Raw genomic sequence first — 17,962 nt, forward strand, 5'->3', positions numbered from 1 at the left:
TTTTTACTGAATATGATAGGTCTTGGAATATTCAGTCCATATCTATTTCTAGTTGTAAAACTAACGGAAAAAGTACATAATTAATATCTGAAAGGGCTCTTTTTTTGAAAACTCTTAAAAATTAATGAATTAGGGTTTGAATAATAAATTTTAATTTCTACCTTTGCAGCCCTCTTAGAAGAGGATTTTAAAATTTATATATAATATATATGCCAACAATTTCACAATTAGTACGAAAAGGAAGAGCCAAAATAACCAAGAAGAGTAAATCGGCTGCTTTAGATTCGTGTCCACAACGACGTGGTGTGTGTACTCGTGTTTACACGACAACTCCAAAAAAACCAAACTCAGCAATGCGTAAGGTAGCAAGGGTTCGTCTAACAAACGGTAACGAGGTTAATGCATACATCGGTGGTGAAGGTCACAATTTACAAGAGCACTCGATAGTATTGGTTAGAGGTGGAAGGGTAAAAGATTTACCAGGAGTTAGATATCACATTGTACGTGGTGCCTTAGACACAGCAGGTGTAGCAGGTAGAACGCAACGTAGATCTAAGTATGGTGCAAAACGCCCTAAGAAGTAAAACAAGGTTTGACGTTTTAAGTTGAAAGTTAATGGTGGCAACACTATAACAATCAACCCATAACCAATAACTAAAAAACTCAAAAAGAAGACATGAGAAAAAGAGCAGCGAAAAAAAGACCGCTTTTACCAGATCCAAAGTTTAACGACCAGTTAGTAACTCGTTTCGTTAACATGATGATGTGGGACGGCAAAAAGTCAATAGCTTTTAAAGTATTTTATGATGCGATTGCCATTGTAGAAGAAAAAAAGACTGACGAAGAAAAAACAGCTTTAGAAGTTTGGAAAGATGCCTTATCTAACGTTATGCCTCACGTAGAAGTACGTAGTCGTAGAGTAGGTGGAGCAACATTTCAAATTCCAATGCAAATACGCCCAGACCGTAAGGTTTCTACTGCAATGAAATGGCTAATTAGCTATTCTCGTAAAAGAAACGAAAAATCTATGGCATTACGTTTAGCCTCAGAAGTTTTAGCAGCAGCTAAAGAAGAAGGAGCGGCAGTAAAGAAAAGAGTTGATACTCACAAAATGGCAGAAGCTAACAAAGCATTCTCTCACTTTAGATTCTAAGACATGGCAAGAGATTTAAGATTAACAAGAAATATAGGTATTGCTGCACACATTGATGCAGGAAAAACTACAACTACAGAGCGTATACTTTATTATACAGGAGTTTCTCATAAAATTGGTGAAGTACATGATGGTGCTGCAACAATGGACTGGATGGAGCAAGAACAAGAACGTGGTATCACGATTACTTCTGCTGCTACAACTTGTGAGTGGAAATTTCCAATGGAAAATGGTGAGCCAACTGCTGATGCACAAGATTACCACTTTAATATTATTGATACTCCTGGTCACGTAGATTTTACTGTTGAAGTAAATAGATCTTTACGTGTATTGGATGGTTTAGTATTCTTATTTAGTGCGGTAGATGGTGTTGAGCCACAATCTGAAACTAACTGGAGACTTGCAGACAACTATAAGGTGCCAAGAATTGGTTTCGTAAATAAAATGGACCGTCAAGGGTCTGATTTTTTAAGTGTTTGTCAACAAGTAAAAGATATGTTAAAATCTAACGCGGTGCCAATCGTTTTAAACATTGGTGACGAAGATGATTTTAAAGGTATTATTGATTTAGTGAAAAATCGTGCTATTGTATGGCATGATGATACTCAAGGAGCAACTTTTGATGTTATTGAGATTCCTGAAGATTTAAAAGAAGAAGCTCGTAAATACCGTGCACTACTTATTGAAGAAGTGGCTGGTTACGATGAGAACTTATTAGAAAAATTCATGGAAGATGAAGATTCTATTACTGAAGACGAAGTGCATGCTGCACTTAGAGCTGCTGTAATGGATATGGCTATCATTCCTATGATTTGTGGTTCTGCTTTCAAAAATAAAGGTGTACAATTCTTATTAGATGCCGTTTGTCGTTACTTACCTTCTCCAATGGATAAGGAAGGTATTAGAGGAATGAATCCTGATACTGAAAAAGAAGAATTACGTAAGCCTAGTGTTGATGAGCCTTTCGCTGCATTAGCATTTAAAATTGCTACCGATCCTTTTGTAGGTCGTTTAGCATTCTTTAGAGCATACTCTGGTCGTCTAGACGCTGGATCTTATGTTTTAAACAACCGTTCAGGTAAAAAAGAACGTATTTCTCGTATCTATCAAATGCACGCTAACAAGCAAAATGCAATTGATTTTATCGAAGCTGGAGATATTGGAGCTGCTGTTGGATTTAAATCTATCAAAACAGGAGATACATTATCATCACAAGAACATCCTATTGTTTTAGAATCAATGGACTTTCCAGATCCCGTAATTGGTATCGCAGTAGAGCCTAAAACTAAAGCAGATGTTGATAAATTAGGTATGGGCTTAGCTAAATTAGCTGAAGAAGATCCTACATTTACTGTACGTTCAGACGAAGCTTCAGGACAGACTATTATTTCTGGAATGGGTGAGTTACACTTAGATGTAATTGTAGATCGTTTACGTCGTGAGTTCAAGGTTGAAGTAAACCAAGGACAACCACAAGTAGAGTATAAAGAGGCTATTACACAAGCTGCTGATCATAGAGAAGTTTATAAGAAACAATCTGGTGGTCGTGGTAAATTTGCTGATATCGTGTTTACGGTAGAACCAGCTGATGAAGGTGTAGTAGGACTTCAATTTGAATCTGTAATTAAAGGTGGTAACGTTCCTAAGGAATTTATCCCTTCTATTGAAAAAGGATTCAAAATGGCTATGGTAAACGGACCATTAGCAGGTTATGAAATCGATGCTATGAAAGTAACATTGAGAGATGGATCTTACCACGATGTGGATTCGGATCAACTATCTTTCGAATTGGCTGCTAAGTTAGGATTCAAAAACTGTGCTAAGGCTGCTAAAGCTGTAATCATGGAACCAATCATGAAACTTGAGGTAATTACTCCTGAAGAAAACATGGGTGACATTGTTGGAGATTTAAACCGTCGTAGAGGTCAAATGAGCGATATGGGTGACAGAGCTGGTGCAAAAACTGTAAAAGCAACTGTGCCATTATCAGAGATGTTTGGTTATGTAACTACTTTAAGAACATTATCTTCAGGTCGTGCAACGTCAACAATGGAATTTTCACACTATGCTGAAACACCTTCTAACGTATCAGAAGAAGTGATAAAAGCTGCTAAAGGAGAACAATCTTAAAAAGTTAAGAAAATGAGTCAAAAAATTAGAATAAAATTAAAGTCTTACGATCATAACTTAGTAGACAAGTCTGCTGATAAGATTGTAAAAACCGTAAAAAGTACAGGTGCTGTAGTAACTGGTCCAATTCCATTACCAACACACAAGAAAATTTTCACTGTATTACGTTCACCTCACGTTAACAAGAAGTCTAGAGAACAATTTCAATTAAGCTCTTACAAGAGATTATTAGATATCTACTCTTCATCTTCTAAAACCATTGATGCTCTAATGAAATTAGAGTTACCTTCTGGTGTTGAAGTAGAGATTAAAGTTTAAGTATATTGCAAGGTTAACTTGTAATACATAAATAAATTAAGCATCAGGATAAGAAATTATTTTGGTGCTTTTTTTGCTTTAAAGTCATTTGAAAAACAATAATTTACTGGCGTTATCTCTAATAACATAAGCATAAGTAAGTTAAGAATTGTAGTTGTAAAACGGGGTATAGTTATTAAATATTCAAGGATAAACGGGGTAGATAACAGCTTTCTTCGGAATTAATTGAAAATCATTTTTTTAAACCGAAATTAATAACTACATTTGCACACTTAAAATGCGGAAATGAACACCGTATTTACATGTCCCACCAATGCGGTTGCGGGAAAAACGGTAAAAATACACTTCAAGGCTGAAACGTATTTCAGCCTTAAATGTTTTTAATAAATAGTAAATCATTAATAAATAATTAAATATGTCTGGGTTAATTGGAAAGAAAATCGGTATGACCAGCATTTTCGATGAAAATGGTAAAAATATGCCATGTACAGTAATCGAAGCTGGACCATGTATCGTTACCCAAGTCAGAACTGAAGAGGTTGACGGCTATAAAGCTATTCAACTTGGTTTCGATGACGCGACAGAAAAAAGCGCTACTAAAGCAGACTTAGGTCATGCTAAAAAAGCGGGTACTTCTGTAAAACGCAAAATCGTAGAATTCAAAAGTTTTGATGCGGAGTACAAATTAGGAGATGCAATCACTGTTGATCATTTCACCGAAGGTGAATTTGTTGATGTAGCAGGAACATCTAAAGGTAAAGGATTTCAAGGGGTTGTAAAACGTCATGGTTTCGGTGGTGTAGGTCAAGCTACTCACGGTCAACATAACCGTTTAAGAGCACCGGGATCTATTGGAGCTGCATCTTATCCTGCTCGTGTTTTTAAAGGCATGAAAATGGCAGGTAGAATGGGTGGAGACACAGTTAAAGTTCAAAATTTAAAAGTTTTAAAAGTAGTAGCTGAAAAGAATCTACTTGTGGTTAAAGGATGTGTTCCTGGCCATAAAAACTCTTATGTAATTATTAGAAAATAATGAAAGTAGCAGTTTTAGATATAAACGGAAAAGACACAGGTAGACAAGCAGAGCTTTCTCAAGATGTGTTCGCTATTGAGCCTAATAATCACGCTGTATACTTGGATGTTAAGCAATACTTAGCAAACCAACGTCAGGGAACTCACAAAGCTAAAGAAAGAGCTGAGATCGCTGGTAGTACACGTAAGATTAAAAAGCAAAAAGGAACTGGTACAGCTAGAGCAGGTTCTATTAAGTCTGGTGTATTTAAAGGTGGTGGTCGTATGTTCGGTCCAAGACCTAGAAATTACAGCTTCAAACTTAATAAAAGCCTTAAGCGTTTAGCGCGTAAATCAGCATTAAGTATTAAAGCAAGCGAAAAGTCAGTAGTTGTTTTAGAAGATTTCAGTTTTGAATCTCCAAAAACAAAAAACTTTACAGCAGTGCTTAAAGCCTTAGGCTTAGAGAGCAAAAAGTCATTGTTTGTGTTGGGTGAGTCGAATAAAAACGTATATTTGTCGTCACGCAATTTAAAAGGTTCTGAAGTTATAACTAGTTCAGAAATAAGCACTTACAAGATTTTAAACGCAAATCAAGTGATCCTTTTAGAAGGCGCTTTAGAAGGAATTGAATCAAACTTAAGTAAATAGAAACAATGAGTATCTTAATTAAACCTATAATCACAGAAAAAGCGACAGCAGATAGCGAGTTAAGAAACTGCTATACTTTCGCAGTGAAGACGAAGGCGAACAAGGTAGAAATCAAAAAAGCGGTGGAAGCTGCTTATGGTGTTTCTGTTGAAAAAGTTCGTACTATAAATGTCCGTCCAGATCGTAGTACCAAGTTTACTAAAACTGGTATTCAACATGGTAAAACAAATGCTGTTAAAAAAGCAATTGTACAACTGGCGGAAGGTGAAATGATTGATTTATACAGTAACATGTAATTAAAGACAGATGTCAGTAAGAAAATTAAAACCAATCACACCAGGACAGCGATTTAGAGTAGTAAACGGCTATGATGCCATTACTACTGATAAGCCGGAAAAGAGTTTACTCGTTCCGAACAAAAGGTCTGGTGGTAGAAACAGTGAAGGAAAAATGACTATGCGCTACATTGGTGGTGGTCATAAAAGAAAGTATCGTATTATCGATTTTAAAAGAGACAAAGCTGGGATTCCTGGTGAAGTAGCTTCTATTCAATACGATCCAAACAGAACAGCTTTTATTGCATTATTGAATTATCAAGATGGCGAGAAAAGATACATTATTGCACAAAATGGACTTCAGGTTGGGCAAAATGTAGTATCTGGTCAAGAAGGTATTGCTCCAGAAATTGGAAATGCAATGCCATTAAGTGAAATTCCATTAGGAACAATTATCTCATGTGTTGAGTTACGTCCAGGTCAAGGTGCTGTTATGGCGCGTAGTGCTGGTGCATTTGCTCAATTAATGGCAAGAGATGGTAAGTTTGCTACGGTAAAATTACCTTCTGGTGAAACAAGATTAATTCTTGTTAACTGTATGGCAACTATCGGTGTTGTATCTAATTCTGATCACCAATTATTAGTAGGTGGTAAAGCAGGTAGAACAAGATGGTTAGGTAGAAGACCACGTACAAGACCAGTAGTAATGAATCCGGTTGATCACCCAATGGGTGGTGGTGAAGGTAAATCTTCAGGTGGACATCCTCGTTCTAGAAACGGTATACCAGCTAAAGGTTTCAGAACCCGTTCTAAGACCAAAGCAAGTAATAAATATATTGTAGAACGTAGAAAGAAATAAGACATGGCAAGATCATTAAAAAAAGGACCTTACGTTCATTATAAATTAGAGAGAAAAGTCGCTGTAAATGTTGAAAACAATAAGAAGACAGTAATCAAAACGTGGTCTAGAGCCTCTATGATTACTCCGGATTTTGTTGGACAAACAATCGCAGTACACAATGGCCGTCAATTTGTACCAGTATATGTTACTGAGAACATGGTAGGTCATAAATTAGGAGAATTTTCACCAACACGTTCATTCCGTGGACACGCAGGTGCTAAAAATAAAGGTAAAAAGTAGTAAGCTATGGGAAGTCGTAAAAAACAAATGGCAGACGCTATTAAGGAAGCAAAAAAACACGTTGCTTTTGCTAAACTTAATAACTGTCCTACATCACCGAGAAAAATGCGCTTAGTAGCCGATTTAGTAAGAGGCGAAAAGGTAGAACATGCACTTAATATATTAAAATTCAACCAAAAGGAAGCTTCTGGTCGTTTAGAGAAATTGTTACTGTCTGCAATTGCAAACTGGCAAGCTAAAAACGAAGAAGCTAATATTGAAGAGGCTGAATTGATCGTAAAAGAGATAACTGTTGACAGCGGATCTATGTTAAAAAGATTACGTCCAGCACCTCAAGGTCGTGCACACAGAATTAGAAAACGTTCTAACCACGTAACAATCGTTGTTGGAGCAAAAAATAACACACAAAGCTAAGATAGATATGGGACAAAAAACAAATCCAATCGGGAATCGCTTAGGTATTATCAGAGGATGGGAATCTAACTGGTACGGAGGTAATGATTATGGAGATAAGCTTGCCGAAGACGATAAAATTAGAAAATACGTTCATGCACGTTTATCTAAAGCTAGTGTTAGTAGAGTAATTATCGAAAGAACTCTTAAACTTGTAACCGTTACTATCACAACGGCTCGCCCAGGTATCATTATTGGTAAAGGCGGTCAAGAGGTAGACAAGTTAAAAGAAGAACTTAAGAAAATTACTGGAAAGGAAGTTCAGATTAATATCTTTGAAATTAAAAGACCTGAACTTGATGCATTTTTAGTAGGATCAAGCATCGCTCGTCAAATTGAAAATAGAATTTCATACAGACGTGCAATTAAGATGGCTATTGCTGCTACAATGCGTATGAACGCTGAAGGAATTAAAATCCAAATTAGTGGTCGTTTAAATGGTGCTGAAATGGCACGTTCTGAACACTACAAAGAAGGACGTATTCCTTTATCAACCTTTAGAGCCGATATCGATTATGCTTTAGTTGAGGCGCACACTACTTATGGTAGATTGGGTGTTAAAGTATGGATCATGAAAGGTGAAGTATATGGTAAAAGAGAACTTTCTCCGCTTGTTGGATTATCTAAGAAGCAAGGAAAAGGTGGAGCCGGAGGACGTGGCGGAAACAGAGATAACAAACCTCGTCGCAGAAAGTAATTTTTTATAAAGTAAAGAAAAATGTTACAGCCTAAAAGAACAAAATTTCGTAAACAGCAAAAAGGACGTATGAAAGGTAATGCCGGAAGAGGGCATTTACTATCAAGCGGTACCTTTGGAATAAAATCGTTAGACTCGAATTTTTTAACATCACGTCAAATTGAAGCAGCTCGTATTGCCGCTACACGTTACATGAAAAGAGAAGGGCAACTTTGGATCAAAATTTTTCCAGACAAGCCTATCACAAAGAAACCTCTTGAAGTACGTATGGGTAAAGGTAAAGGTGCCGTTGAATATTGGGTAGCTGTTGTTAAGCCAGGAAGAGTATTATTTGAAATAGGTGGAGTGCCTTTAGACGTTGCAAAAGAAGCATTACGTTTAGCCGCACAAAAACTACCTGTAAAAACTAAGTTTTTAATCGCTAGAGATTACGAAGCATAATTTATTTGATATTATGAAACAATCAGAAATTAAAGAATTATCTGTAGCTGAGTTACAAGAGAAACTTGGTGAAACAAAAAAGAGTTATTCAGACCTAAAATTGGCTCATGCAATATCTCCTTTAGAAAATCCAATTCAATTACGTTCTATAAGAAGAACTGTAGCTAGAATTGCGACCGAATTAACTAAAAGAGAATTACAATAATTCTGCTGAAAGATGGAAACAAGAAATTTAAGAAAAGAACGTATAGGAGTTGTTACTAGTAACAAAATGCAAAAATCAATAGTTGTTGCAGAAGTTAAAAAAGTAAAACATCCTATGTATGGAAAATTCGTATTAAAAACGAAAAAGTACGTAGCACACGACGAAACAAACGACTGTAACATTGGTGATACAGTAAAGATCATGGAAACAAGACCTTTATCTAAATCTAAATGTTGGAGATTAGTAGAAATCCTAGAAAGAGCTAAATAATTATGTTACAACAAGAATCAAGATTAAAGGTAGCAGACAACACTGGAGCAAAAGAGGTTTTAGTTATCCGTGTATTAGGCGGTACTAAAAGAAGATATGCTTCTGTAGGAGACAAAATTGTTGTTTCAGTAAAGGATGCAACTCCTAATGGAAACATTAAGAAAAAAGCAGTTTCTACAGCAGTTGTTGTACGTACTAAGAAGGAAGTAAGAAGACCAGACGGATCTTATATAAGATTTGACGATAACGCTTGTGTTTTATTAAACCCAACGGGTGAGATGAGAGGAACACGTGTTTTTGGTCCTGTTGCTAGAGAGCTTCGTGATAGATCATTCATGAAGATTGTATCATTAGCACCAGAGGTGCTTTAATACAGAAAATATTAAGATGGGAAAGCTTAAAATAAAAACTGGAGATACTGTAAGAGTTATTGCTGGAGATCACAAAGGATCTGAAGGTACGGTTCAAAAAGTATTAATAGAGAAGAACAAAGCGATTGTTGAGGGTGTAAACATGGTGAAGAAACATACTAAACCAAGTGCACAAAATCCTCAAGGAGGAATCGTAGAAAAAGAAGCAGCTATTCATATTTCTAACTTATCTTTGCTAACTTCGAAAGGAGAAGCAACGAGAGTTGGTTATAGAGTAGAAGGCGACAAAAAAGTAAGATTTTCATTAAAATCTAATGAAGTAATATAGTTATGGCATATTCACCAAGACTTAAAGAAGAGTATAAAGGCAAAGTAATTGCAGCTCTTACAGACGAATTTGGGTATAAGAATGTAATGCAAGTTCCTAAACTGACTAAGATAGTAATATCTAAAGGTGTAGGTGCTGCCGTTGCAGACAAGAAGTTAATCGACTACGCAGTAGAAGAATTAACCACTATATCTGGACAAAAAGCTATTTCAACATTATCTAAAAAGGATGTTGCAACGTTTAAATTACGTAAAGGTATGCCAATTGGGGCAAAAGTTACTTTACGTGGTGAACGTATGTACGAGTTTTTAGATCGTTTAGTTACTTCTGCACTTCCACGTGTAAGAGATTTTAACGGAATTAGAGCTACAGGATTTGACGGACGTGGTAACTACAACTTAGGAGTTACTGAACAAATTATATTTCCAGAGATAAATATTGACAAAGTTAATAAAATCTCAGGTATGGATATTACATTTGTAACCACTGCCGCGACTGATAAAGAAGCAAAATCATTATTAACCGAATTAGGATTACCTTTTCAAAAGAACTAAGACATGGCTAAAGAATCAATGAAAGCCCGTGAGGTGAAAAGATCAAAAACAGTAGCTAAATATGCTGAAAAACGCAAAGCTTTGAAAGAAGCTGGTGATTATGAAGCATTACAAAAGTTACCTAAAAATGCATCTCCTATTCGTCAACATAATAGATGTAAATTAACAGGAAGACCAAAAGGATATATGAGAACCTTTGGTTTATCTCGTGTAACATTCAGAGAGATGGCCAATCAAGGTCTTATCCCAGGTGTAAGAAAAGCTAGTTGGTAATATTATATTAAATAATCAGATTTCAGGTTCGATCCCGATAAAGGTCGGGACGAAAACCAAAATCACAAAATCAATTCATTATGTACTCAGATCCAATTGCGGATTATTTGACACGAATTAGAAACGCCGTGAGAGCGAACCACAGAGTTGTGGAGATCCCTGCGTCTAATTTAAAAAAAGACATCACTAAAATATTATTCGAACAAGGATATATTTTAAGTTACAAATTTGATGACTCTTCAGTACAAGGTTCTATTAAAATAGCACTTAAGTACAACAAAGAAACAAAAGAACCAGTAATTAAAAAACTGCAACGTATTAGTACGCCAGGTTTACGTAAGTATTCAGGCTCTAATGATTTACCTAGAATCTTAAATGGTCTTGGTATTGCTATCGTTTCAACTTCTCACGGAGTAATGACAGGCAAACAAGCTAAGAGAGATAATGTAGGTGGTGAGGTTTTATGTTATGTATACTAATTTTTAAACCAGAAAGAAATGTCAAGAATAGGAAATAATCCAGTAGCCATTCCAGAAGGTGTAACAGTAGACGTTAAAGATAACGTAGTTACTGTAAAAGGAAAATTAGGCGAATTAACACAAAATTACGATTCTGTCGAAATTAAAGTAGAAGATGGTAATGTGATGGTAGCACGTTCTTCAGATTCTAAAGATCAAAAAGCCAAACACGGTTTATACAGATCTTTAATGAATAACATGGTAGAAGGTGTATCTAACGGTTGGACTAAACAATTAGAATTGGTAGGTGTAGGTTATAGAGCATCAAACCAAGGGCAAAAGTTAGATTTAGCTTTAGGATTTTCTCATAACATTGTTTTAAACATTGCTGATGAAGTAAAGGTTGAAACAGTTTCAGAAAAAGGGAAAAACCCAATTATAAAATTAACGTCATTCGATAAACAATTAGTTGGTCAAGTAGCTGCAAAGATCCGCGGATTTAGACCACCAGAGCCTTATAAAGGAAAAGGTGTGAAGTTTGTTGGTGAAGTATTAAGAAGAAAAGCTGGTAAATCAGCATAATAATTTAGTTATGGCATTGACAAAGAACGAAAGAAGACTAAGAATTAAAAACAGAATTCGTAAGGTAGTTTCTGGAACAGAAGCTAGACCTAGATTAGCTGTTTATAGAAGTAATAAAGAAATTTATGCTCAAATAGTTGATGATGTATCAGGTAAAACTGTAGCATCTTCATCTTCTAGAGATAAAGACATAAGTACTGCAAAAGGTAATAAATCTGAAATAGCTGCACTAGTTGGTAAAGCATTAGGAGAAAAAGCCATAAAAGCAGGTGTTGAAACTATTGCTTTTGATAGAGGTGGGTATTTATACCACGGAAGAATTAAATCATTAGCTGATGGCGCTAGAGCCGCAGGACTTAAATTTTAAGAAATATGTTTCAAAAATATAAAAGCGCAGAATTAGTAAAACCAGGTGGATTAGATCTTAAAGATCGTTTAGTTGGTGTGCAAAGGGTTACTAAAGTAACTAAAGGTGGTAGAGCATTTGGTTTTTCAGCAATCGTTGTGGTTGGTGATGAAGCTGGTGTTGTAGGACAAGGTTTAGGAAAATCTAAAGACGTTGCTAGTGCAATTGCAAAAGCTGTTGAAGATGCTAAGAAAAACCTAGTTAGAATTCCTATTATTAAAGGAACACTACCTCACGAACAAAAAGGTAAATACGGTGGAGCGAGAGTAAATATTATTCCTGCTGCTCCTGGTACAGGTGTAATTGCTGGTGGTGCTGTACGTACAGTACTTGAGGCCGTTGGTGTTCACGATGTATTATCTAAATCTCAAGGTTCTTCAAACCCTCACAACGTAGTTAAAGCAACTTTTGATGCTTTATTACAATTAAGAGATGCGAATGCAATTGCTAGAGATAGAGGTATTTCACTTCAACAAGTTTTTAACGCTTAATAACGACAGAGATGGCAAAAATTAAAGTAACAAAGGTTAAAAGCGCAATCAATCGTACGCAAAGACAGAAAAGAACTTTAGAAGCTCTTGGTCTTAAAAAGATTGGTCAAGTAAAAGAGCATGACGCTACACCAAATATTCTTGGTATGGTTGCTAAAGTTTCACATTTAGTTTCTGTTGAAGAAACAAAATAATATAACTGAAAATGGATTTAAGTAATTTAAAACCTGCAGAAGGTTCAGTAAAAAATCAAGGAAAAAGAATAGGTAGAGGACAAGGTTCTGGTAAAGGTGGTACTGCTACACGTGGTCACAAAGGTGCTAAATCTCGTTCTGGTTATTCTAAGAAATTAGGTTTTGAAGGTGGTCAAATGCCGCTTCAACGTCGAGTTCCTAAATTTGGTTTTACTAATATCAATCGTAAGGAGTATCAAGGTATCAATCTTGATGTTTTACAACAATTGGTTGATGAAAAGAAAATTGAAGGTACAGTTGATTTTGAAACATTATTCACAAACCGTCTAATAGATAAAAACGATTTAGTTAAAATCTTAGGACGTGGTGAATTAAAATCGAAATTAAAAGTAACTGCTCATAAGTTTACTGCTTCAGCAAAAGCTGCTATTGAAGCTGCTGGAGGAGAAGCTGTAACTTTATAAGACTTATTATAAGTATGAAATTTATAGAATCATTAAAAAATGTTTGGAAAATAGAGGAGCTAAGAAACAGAATCATGGTAACATTGGGTCTGTTATTAGCTTATCGTTTTGGAGCTCAAATTGTATTACCTGGAATTGATGCAACACTACTTGGTAGTTTAGCTGATAAAACTGATTCTGGAATATTGGGTATTTTAAACGCCTTTACGGGTGGTGCATTTGCAAATGCTTCTGTATTTGCTTTAGGTATCATGCCTTACATTTCGGCTTCTATTGTAGTACAGTTAATGGGAATAGCTATTCCTTATTTACAAAAGCTACAAAAAGAAGGTGCAAGTGGTCAAAAGAAAATCACTCAAATAACACGTTGGTTAACTATAGCGATTTGTTTACTACAAGCGCCAGGTTACTTAGCTAGTTTACCTGCATTAGGTATTCCTGAGTCGGCTTTCTTATTAGGACAAGGACCTTTATTCTATTTCTCTTCTGTAACCATTTTAGTGACTGGCTGTATATTTGCCATGTGGTTAGGTGAAAAAATTACAGATAAGGGAATTGGAAACGGTATCTCACTTTTAATTATGGTTGGTATTATTGCTAGATTACCTGAGGTATTCTTACAAAATGCAGCTACTAGATTAGAAGGAAATAACGTAATGCTTATCCTTTTCGAATTAGTAATTTGGTTTGTAATTATTCTTGGTGCTATTATGTTAGTAATGGCCGTTAGAAAGATTGCAGTACAATACGCTAGAAGAACAGCTACTGGTGGTTACGAAAAAGCAGCTATGGCAGGATCAAGACAGTATATTCCTTTAAAGCTTAATGCTTCAGGAGTTATGCCTATTATTTTTGCTCAAGCTATTATGTTCGTCCCTAGTTTAATTGGTGGTTCTTCATTCTTAAAAGAGACAGCAACAGGTATTTGGATGCAAACTAATTATACTGATATCTTTGGATTCTGGTATAACGTAACATTCGCTTTATTAATTATTGTGTTTACATATTTTTATACTGCGATTACTGTTCCAACAAACAAGATGGCTGACGATTTAAAACGTAGTGGCGGGTTTATACCGGGCATTCGTCCAGGATCGGAAACATCAGAGTATTTAGATAAAATTATGTCTCAAATAACCTTACCAGGTTCTATATTTTTAGCAGTGTTAGCTATATTTCCAGCATTCATTGTTAAACTTATGGGAGTGCAACAAGGATGGGCTTTGTTTTTCGGAGGTACATCACTGTTAATTATGGTTGGAGTTGCAATTGATACTATGCAACAAATAAATTCTTATTTGTTAAATAGACACTATGATGGTTTGATGAAGACAGGTAAAAATAGAAAAGCAGTAGCTTAATATCATACTATGGCAAAACAAGCAGCAATAGAGCAAGACGGAACAATTATAGAGGCATTATCTAATGCAATGTTTCGAGTGGAATTAGAAAACGGTCACATAGTGACAGCACACATCTCAGGTAAAATGCGTATGCATTACATTAAGTTATTACCAGGAGATAAAGTGAAATTAGAAATGAGTCCTTATGATTTAACTAAGGCTCGAATAACTTATAGATACTAATACGAATACGATGAAAGTAAGAGCATCAGTTAAAAAGAGAAGTGCAGATTGCAAGATCGTGCGCAGAAAAGGTAGACTTTATGTGATAAACAAAAAGAATCCTAGATTTAAACAAAGACAAGGGTAATTATGGCAAGAATTGCAGGTGTAGACATACCGAAAAACAAAAGAGGAGTAATTTCCTTAACTTATATCTACGGAGTAGGTAGAAGTAGATCAAAAGAGATTTTAGCTGAAGCTAAGGTTGATGAAAGTATTAAAGTTCAAGATTGGAATGATGACCAAATAGCAGCCATTCGTGATGCTGTTGGAACATTTACAATCGAAGGTGAATTACGTTCTGAAACACAATTAAACATTAAGCGATTAATGGATATTGGATGTTACAGAGGTATTCGTCATAGATCTGGTCTTCCATTAAGAGGACAACGTACTAAGAACAACTCTAGAACCAGAAAAGGTAGAAGAAAAACTGTTGCTAACAAGAAAAAGGCAACTAAATAATAATTAGTCTTTGGTATTTAGACGTTGGAAGGAATCTGTTTGAAATTATAATAGTTTAGGATTCTAGCGACTATCACTAAAACTAAAAGCTAAAAGAAAATGGCAAAAACAAGCACAAAAAAACGTAAAGTTATTGTTGATGCAGTTGGAGAAGCTCACGTTACAGCTTCTTTCAATAACATCATTATTTCACTTACCAACAAAAAAGGAGACGTAATTTCTTGGTCTTCTGCTGGTAAAATGGGATTTAGAGGTTCTAAGAAAAACACACCTTATGCAGCTCAATTAGCTGCTGAAGATGCTGCGGGAGTAGCAACTGAAGCTGGCTTAAAGAAAGTAAAGGTTTATGTTAAGGGCCCAGGAAATGGTAGAGAATCTGCTATTCGTTCTATCCACAATGCAGGTATCGAAGTAACAGAAATTATCGATGTTACACCTTTACCACATAATGGATGTCGTCCTCCTAAAAGAAGAAGAGTTTAATCACGTTTTAAATAGCGTGCTTTAGATTAAGCAAATAGAAAAAATTAATATCACCTCGTATGTAGGTGGTATTAATTTTTTGTGTAAATTTGCAAACTGAAATTATTAACAAGTATCAATAAAAGAGATCAACGATTATCGAAGGATAAGATTAAGACCTTAATTCATAATCACTCTTAAAATCAATTTATTATGGCAAGATATACTGGTCCTAAAACCAAAATAGCTCGTAAATTTGGCGAGGCAATTTTCGGAGAAGATAAATCTTTTGAAAAAAGAAATTATCCTCCTGGACAACACGGAAACGCTAGACGTCGTGGAAAAAAATCTGAATATGCAATCCAATTAATGGAAAAGCAAAAGGCAAAATATACTTATGGTATATTAGAACGTCAATTTAGAGGTTTATTTAAGAAAGCAAGAGCTGCTCAAGGTATTACAGGTGAAGTTTTATTACAACTTTGTGAGTCTAGATTAGACAACGTGGTATTTAGAATGGGAATTGCTCCAACAAGAAGTGCTGCTAGACAATTAGTATCTCACAGACACATTACAGTTAATGGTGAATTGGTAAACATACCTTCTTACTCATTAAAAGCTGGAGATGTTGTTGCTGTTAGAGAAAAATCTAAATCACTTGAAACGATCGATAGATCACTTTCAAACTCAAGTCAAGTATTCGAATGGATTACTTGGAATACGGCTACTATGCAAGGTACTTACGTTTCTGTTCCTGCTAGAATCCAAATTCCAGAAAACATCAATGAGCAATTCATCGTCGAATTATACTCTAAATAATAATTAACATATTGGTATTTAGCCAAAGGATTTATTAGTCTTCTTCATACTTTTAAATCGCGCAACTAAATAACAATTAAAACGAAGAAAAGTATGGCAGTATTTAATTTTCAAAAACCTGACAAAGTAATCATGATTGATTCTACTGATTTCGAAGGTAAATTCGAATTCAGACCATTAGAACCAGGTTACGGTCTAACAGTTGGTAATGCATTAAGAAGAGTTTTATTATCCTCTTTAGAAGGTTTTGCTATCACATCTGTTAGAATAGAAGGTGTAGATCACGAGTTTTCTGCAATTGCAGGAGTAGTGGAAGATGTTACAGAAATCATCTTAAACTTAAAACAAGCTCGTTTTAAAAGACAAATTGAGGATATTGATAACGAGTCTATCTCAATATCAATCTCTGGTCAAGATAAAATTACAGCTGGTGATTTCCAAAAGTTTATCTCTGGTTTCCAAGTATTAAATACAGAATTAGTTATCTGTAACTTAGATCCAAAAGTGAATTTCAATATGGAAATTACAATTGAAAAAGGTAGAGGATATGTTCCTGCTGAAGAAAATAAAAAAGCTTCTGCACCAATTGGAACTATTTTTACGGATTCAATTTATACACCTATTAAAAACGTTAAGTATAGTATTGAAAACTATCGTGTTGAACAAAAGACTGATTACGAAAAATTAGTTTTTGAAATCATTACTGATGGATCAATTACTCCACAAGACGCTTTAACGGAAGGCGCTAAAACATTAATTCACCACTTCATGTTATTCTCTGATGAGCGTATCACATTAGAAGCTGATGAAATAGCACAAACTGAAACTTATGATGAAGAATCTCTTCACATGCGTCAGTTACTTAAAACGAAGTTAATCGATATGGATTTATCGGTACGTGCTCTTAATTGTTTAAAAGCTGCTGAAGTTGATACTTTAGGAGACTTAGTATCTTTCAATAAAAATGATTTAATGAAATTCAGAAACTTCGGTAAGAAGTCTTTAACTGAGCTTGAAGAGCTTGTAAATGTTAAAGGTTTAAACTTCGGAATGGACTTAAGCAAATACAAATTAGATAAAGATTAATTAATCATATTTTGCTCCTCGATGTCGAGTTTAGTAGCAAGATGATAACACAAATGTCATGAGACACGGAAAAAAAATAAACCACTTAGGTAGAAAAACTGCCCACAGAAAATCAATGTTAGCTAATATGGCTTGTTCTTTAATAGAGCACAAACGTATTAACACAACAGTTGCAAAAGCAAAAGCTTTAAAACAATTTGTTGAGCCAATGATTACTAAGTCTAAAGAAGATACAACACATAACAGACGTATTGTGATGGCTCGTTTAAGACAAAAGGAAGCTGTAGCAGAATTATTCAGAGATGTGGCTGCTAAAATCGCAGACAGACCAGGTGGATATACAAGAATTATAAAACTTGGAAATCGTTTAGGTGATAACGCGGATATGGCAATGATTGAACTTGTTGATTACAACGAGATCTACAATGCTGATAAAGCGAAGAAGAAAACAACAAGAAGAAGTAGAAGAGGTGGTTCTAAGCCAGAAGCTACTGCTCCTGTTGAAACTAAAGCTTCAAACGAAGAGGAATAAATGTTAATAAGCATTTAAAATATAAAGGATAAACTATTTTAGTTTATCCTTTTTTTTGTGCAATTTTGTAAAACTTTTTTCGGGAATGGGTTGGCTTGTTTAAAAGC

At 35.2% G+C, this 17,962-nt stretch carries 32 protein-coding genes; all 32 read left to right on the forward strand.

The window, feature by feature from the left end:
* Positions 1-209: 209 nt before the first annotated feature.
* Positions 210-584 (forward strand): 30S ribosomal protein S12, encoded by a 375-nt coding sequence (gene rpsL / locus QWY92_RS12495; protein WP_008269190.1) that lies wholly within the window; start codon positions 210-212, stop codon positions 582-584.
* Between the two features lie 92 nt (positions 585-676).
* Positions 677-1,153 (forward strand): 30S ribosomal protein S7, encoded by a 477-nt coding sequence (gene rpsG / locus QWY92_RS12500; protein ID WP_290271772.1) that lies wholly within the window; start codon positions 677-679, stop codon positions 1,151-1,153.
* Positions 1,154-1,156: 3 nt separating this feature from the next.
* Positions 1,157-3,283 carry an elongation factor G gene (fusA, locus tag QWY92_RS12505; protein WP_290271775.1) on the forward strand — a complete coding sequence of 709 codons (2,127 nt, stop codon included), beginning with the start codon at positions 1,157-1,159 and terminating at the stop codon, positions 3,281-3,283.
* 12 nt (positions 3,284-3,295) lie between these two features.
* The gene (gene rpsJ, locus QWY92_RS12510; RefSeq protein ID WP_007650482.1) at positions 3,296-3,601 is read left to right on the forward strand and encodes a 30S ribosomal protein S10; all 306 of its coding nucleotides are present in this window, start codon (positions 3,296-3,298) and stop codon (positions 3,599-3,601) included.
* A gap of 415 nt (positions 3,602-4,016) precedes the next feature.
* Entirely contained in the window at positions 4,017-4,634 is a 618-nt protein-coding gene (gene rplC / locus QWY92_RS12515; protein WP_290271777.1) for a 50S ribosomal protein L3, read from the forward strand.
* Positions 4,634-5,263 (forward strand): 50S ribosomal protein L4, encoded by a 630-nt coding sequence (gene rplD / locus QWY92_RS12520; RefSeq protein WP_290271779.1) that lies wholly within the window; start codon positions 4,634-4,636, stop codon positions 5,261-5,263. Before rplC ends, rplD begins: the two co-directional genes overlap by 1 nt.
* Before the next feature lie 5 nt (positions 5,264-5,268).
* Positions 5,269-5,559, forward strand: a complete 291-nt coding sequence (gene rplW, locus QWY92_RS12525; protein ID WP_290271780.1) for a 50S ribosomal protein L23 — start codon at positions 5,269-5,271, stop codon at positions 5,557-5,559.
* A 10-nt stretch (positions 5,560-5,569) separates the two neighbouring features.
* Positions 5,570-6,397, forward strand: a complete 828-nt coding sequence (gene rplB, locus QWY92_RS12530) for a 50S ribosomal protein L2 (RefSeq protein ID WP_290271782.1) — start codon at positions 5,570-5,572, stop codon at positions 6,395-6,397.
* A 3-nt stretch (positions 6,398-6,400) separates the two neighbouring features.
* Positions 6,401-6,679 carry a 30S ribosomal protein S19 gene (rpsS, locus tag QWY92_RS12535; RefSeq protein WP_290271784.1) on the forward strand — a complete coding sequence of 93 codons (279 nt, stop codon included), beginning with the start codon at positions 6,401-6,403 and terminating at the stop codon, positions 6,677-6,679.
* 6 nt (positions 6,680-6,685) lie between these two features.
* Positions 6,686-7,093: a 50S ribosomal protein L22 gene (rplV, locus tag QWY92_RS12540; protein WP_158844918.1), complete on the forward strand. Its 408-nt coding sequence runs from the start codon at positions 6,686-6,688 to the stop codon at positions 7,091-7,093.
* 7 nt (positions 7,094-7,100) lie between these two features.
* Positions 7,101-7,829: a 30S ribosomal protein S3 gene (rpsC, locus tag QWY92_RS12545; RefSeq protein ID WP_067147346.1), complete on the forward strand. Its 729-nt coding sequence runs from the start codon at positions 7,101-7,103 to the stop codon at positions 7,827-7,829.
* A gap of 21 nt (positions 7,830-7,850) precedes the next feature.
* Positions 7,851-8,270, forward strand: a complete 420-nt coding sequence (rplP, locus tag QWY92_RS12550; RefSeq protein WP_290271792.1) for a 50S ribosomal protein L16 — start codon at positions 7,851-7,853, stop codon at positions 8,268-8,270.
* Positions 8,271-8,283: 13 nt separating this feature from the next.
* Positions 8,284-8,475: a 50S ribosomal protein L29 gene (gene rpmC / locus QWY92_RS12555; protein WP_034043309.1), complete on the forward strand. Its 192-nt coding sequence runs from the start codon at positions 8,284-8,286 to the stop codon at positions 8,473-8,475.
* Between the two features lie 12 nt (positions 8,476-8,487).
* Positions 8,488-8,745, forward strand: a complete 258-nt coding sequence (gene rpsQ, locus QWY92_RS12560; protein ID WP_019386276.1) for a 30S ribosomal protein S17 — start codon at positions 8,488-8,490, stop codon at positions 8,743-8,745.
* Positions 8,746-8,747: 2 nt separating this feature from the next.
* The gene (gene rplN, locus QWY92_RS12565) at positions 8,748-9,116 is read left to right on the forward strand and encodes a 50S ribosomal protein L14 (RefSeq protein WP_290271799.1); all 369 of its coding nucleotides are present in this window, start codon (positions 8,748-8,750) and stop codon (positions 9,114-9,116) included.
* A gap of 16 nt (positions 9,117-9,132) precedes the next feature.
* Complete coding sequence (gene rplX, locus QWY92_RS12570) at positions 9,133-9,444, forward strand: 50S ribosomal protein L24 (protein WP_042499137.1); 312 nt, start codon at positions 9,133-9,135, stop codon at positions 9,442-9,444.
* Positions 9,445-9,446: 2 nt separating this feature from the next.
* On the forward strand, positions 9,447-9,998 hold the full coding sequence (gene rplE / locus QWY92_RS12575; RefSeq protein WP_290271803.1) for a 50S ribosomal protein L5: 552 nt from the start codon (positions 9,447-9,449) through the stop codon (positions 9,996-9,998).
* A 3-nt stretch (positions 9,999-10,001) separates the two neighbouring features.
* Positions 10,002-10,271, forward strand: coding sequence for a 30S ribosomal protein S14 (gene rpsN / locus QWY92_RS12580; protein WP_290271804.1), 270 nt, complete (start codon positions 10,002-10,004; stop codon positions 10,269-10,271).
* A gap of 80 nt (positions 10,272-10,351) precedes the next feature.
* Positions 10,352-10,750, forward strand: coding sequence for a 30S ribosomal protein S8 (rpsH, locus tag QWY92_RS12585; protein WP_290271806.1), 399 nt, complete (start codon positions 10,352-10,354; stop codon positions 10,748-10,750).
* Between the two features lie 18 nt (positions 10,751-10,768).
* Complete coding sequence (gene rplF, locus QWY92_RS12590) at positions 10,769-11,311, forward strand: 50S ribosomal protein L6 (RefSeq protein ID WP_290271810.1); 543 nt, start codon at positions 10,769-10,771, stop codon at positions 11,309-11,311.
* 10 nt (positions 11,312-11,321) lie between these two features.
* Positions 11,322-11,678 (forward strand): 50S ribosomal protein L18, encoded by a 357-nt coding sequence (gene rplR / locus QWY92_RS12595; RefSeq protein ID WP_290271813.1) that lies wholly within the window; start codon positions 11,322-11,324, stop codon positions 11,676-11,678.
* Between the two features lie 5 nt (positions 11,679-11,683).
* Positions 11,684-12,208 carry a 30S ribosomal protein S5 gene (gene rpsE / locus QWY92_RS12600; RefSeq protein WP_290271815.1) on the forward strand — a complete coding sequence of 175 codons (525 nt, stop codon included), beginning with the start codon at positions 11,684-11,686 and terminating at the stop codon, positions 12,206-12,208.
* 11 nt (positions 12,209-12,219) lie between these two features.
* A complete protein-coding gene (gene rpmD, locus QWY92_RS12605; RefSeq protein WP_290271817.1) occupies positions 12,220-12,402 on the forward strand; it encodes a 50S ribosomal protein L30 in 183 nt (60 codons plus the stop codon).
* A gap of 11 nt (positions 12,403-12,413) precedes the next feature.
* A complete protein-coding gene (gene rplO / locus QWY92_RS12610) occupies positions 12,414-12,866 on the forward strand; it encodes a 50S ribosomal protein L15 (RefSeq protein WP_290271820.1) in 453 nt (150 codons plus the stop codon).
* A gap of 14 nt (positions 12,867-12,880) precedes the next feature.
* A complete protein-coding gene (gene secY, locus QWY92_RS12615; RefSeq protein ID WP_290271822.1) occupies positions 12,881-14,227 on the forward strand; it encodes a preprotein translocase subunit SecY in 1,347 nt (448 codons plus the stop codon).
* Between the two features lie 9 nt (positions 14,228-14,236).
* The gene (gene infA, locus QWY92_RS12620; RefSeq protein WP_007094967.1) at positions 14,237-14,452 is read left to right on the forward strand and encodes a translation initiation factor IF-1; all 216 of its coding nucleotides are present in this window, start codon (positions 14,237-14,239) and stop codon (positions 14,450-14,452) included.
* 10 nt (positions 14,453-14,462) lie between these two features.
* Positions 14,463-14,579 carry a type B 50S ribosomal protein L36 gene (gene ykgO, locus QWY92_RS12625; protein WP_013305171.1) on the forward strand — a complete coding sequence of 39 codons (117 nt, stop codon included), beginning with the start codon at positions 14,463-14,465 and terminating at the stop codon, positions 14,577-14,579.
* A gap of 2 nt (positions 14,580-14,581) precedes the next feature.
* On the forward strand, positions 14,582-14,956 hold the full coding sequence (gene rpsM, locus QWY92_RS12630) for a 30S ribosomal protein S13 (protein WP_042499155.1): 375 nt from the start codon (positions 14,582-14,584) through the stop codon (positions 14,954-14,956).
* A 99-nt stretch (positions 14,957-15,055) separates the two neighbouring features.
* A complete protein-coding gene (gene rpsK / locus QWY92_RS12635) occupies positions 15,056-15,439 on the forward strand; it encodes a 30S ribosomal protein S11 (RefSeq protein WP_042499157.1) in 384 nt (127 codons plus the stop codon).
* A 192-nt stretch (positions 15,440-15,631) separates the two neighbouring features.
* Positions 15,632-16,237: a 30S ribosomal protein S4 gene (gene rpsD, locus QWY92_RS12640; RefSeq protein ID WP_290271824.1), complete on the forward strand. Its 606-nt coding sequence runs from the start codon at positions 15,632-15,634 to the stop codon at positions 16,235-16,237.
* Positions 16,238-16,330: 93 nt separating this feature from the next.
* The gene (locus QWY92_RS12645; RefSeq protein WP_042505212.1) at positions 16,331-17,323 is read left to right on the forward strand and encodes a DNA-directed RNA polymerase subunit alpha; all 993 of its coding nucleotides are present in this window, start codon (positions 16,331-16,333) and stop codon (positions 17,321-17,323) included.
* Between the two features lie 58 nt (positions 17,324-17,381).
* The gene (rplQ, locus tag QWY92_RS12650) at positions 17,382-17,855 is read left to right on the forward strand and encodes a 50S ribosomal protein L17 (protein ID WP_290271828.1); all 474 of its coding nucleotides are present in this window, start codon (positions 17,382-17,384) and stop codon (positions 17,853-17,855) included.
* Positions 17,856-17,962: the final 107 nt, after the last annotated feature.

Origin of the sequence: Algibacter miyuki (genome assembly GCF_030409805.1) — a bacterium.
GTDB lineage: Bacteria > Bacteroidota > Bacteroidia > Flavobacteriales > Flavobacteriaceae > Algibacter > Algibacter miyuki.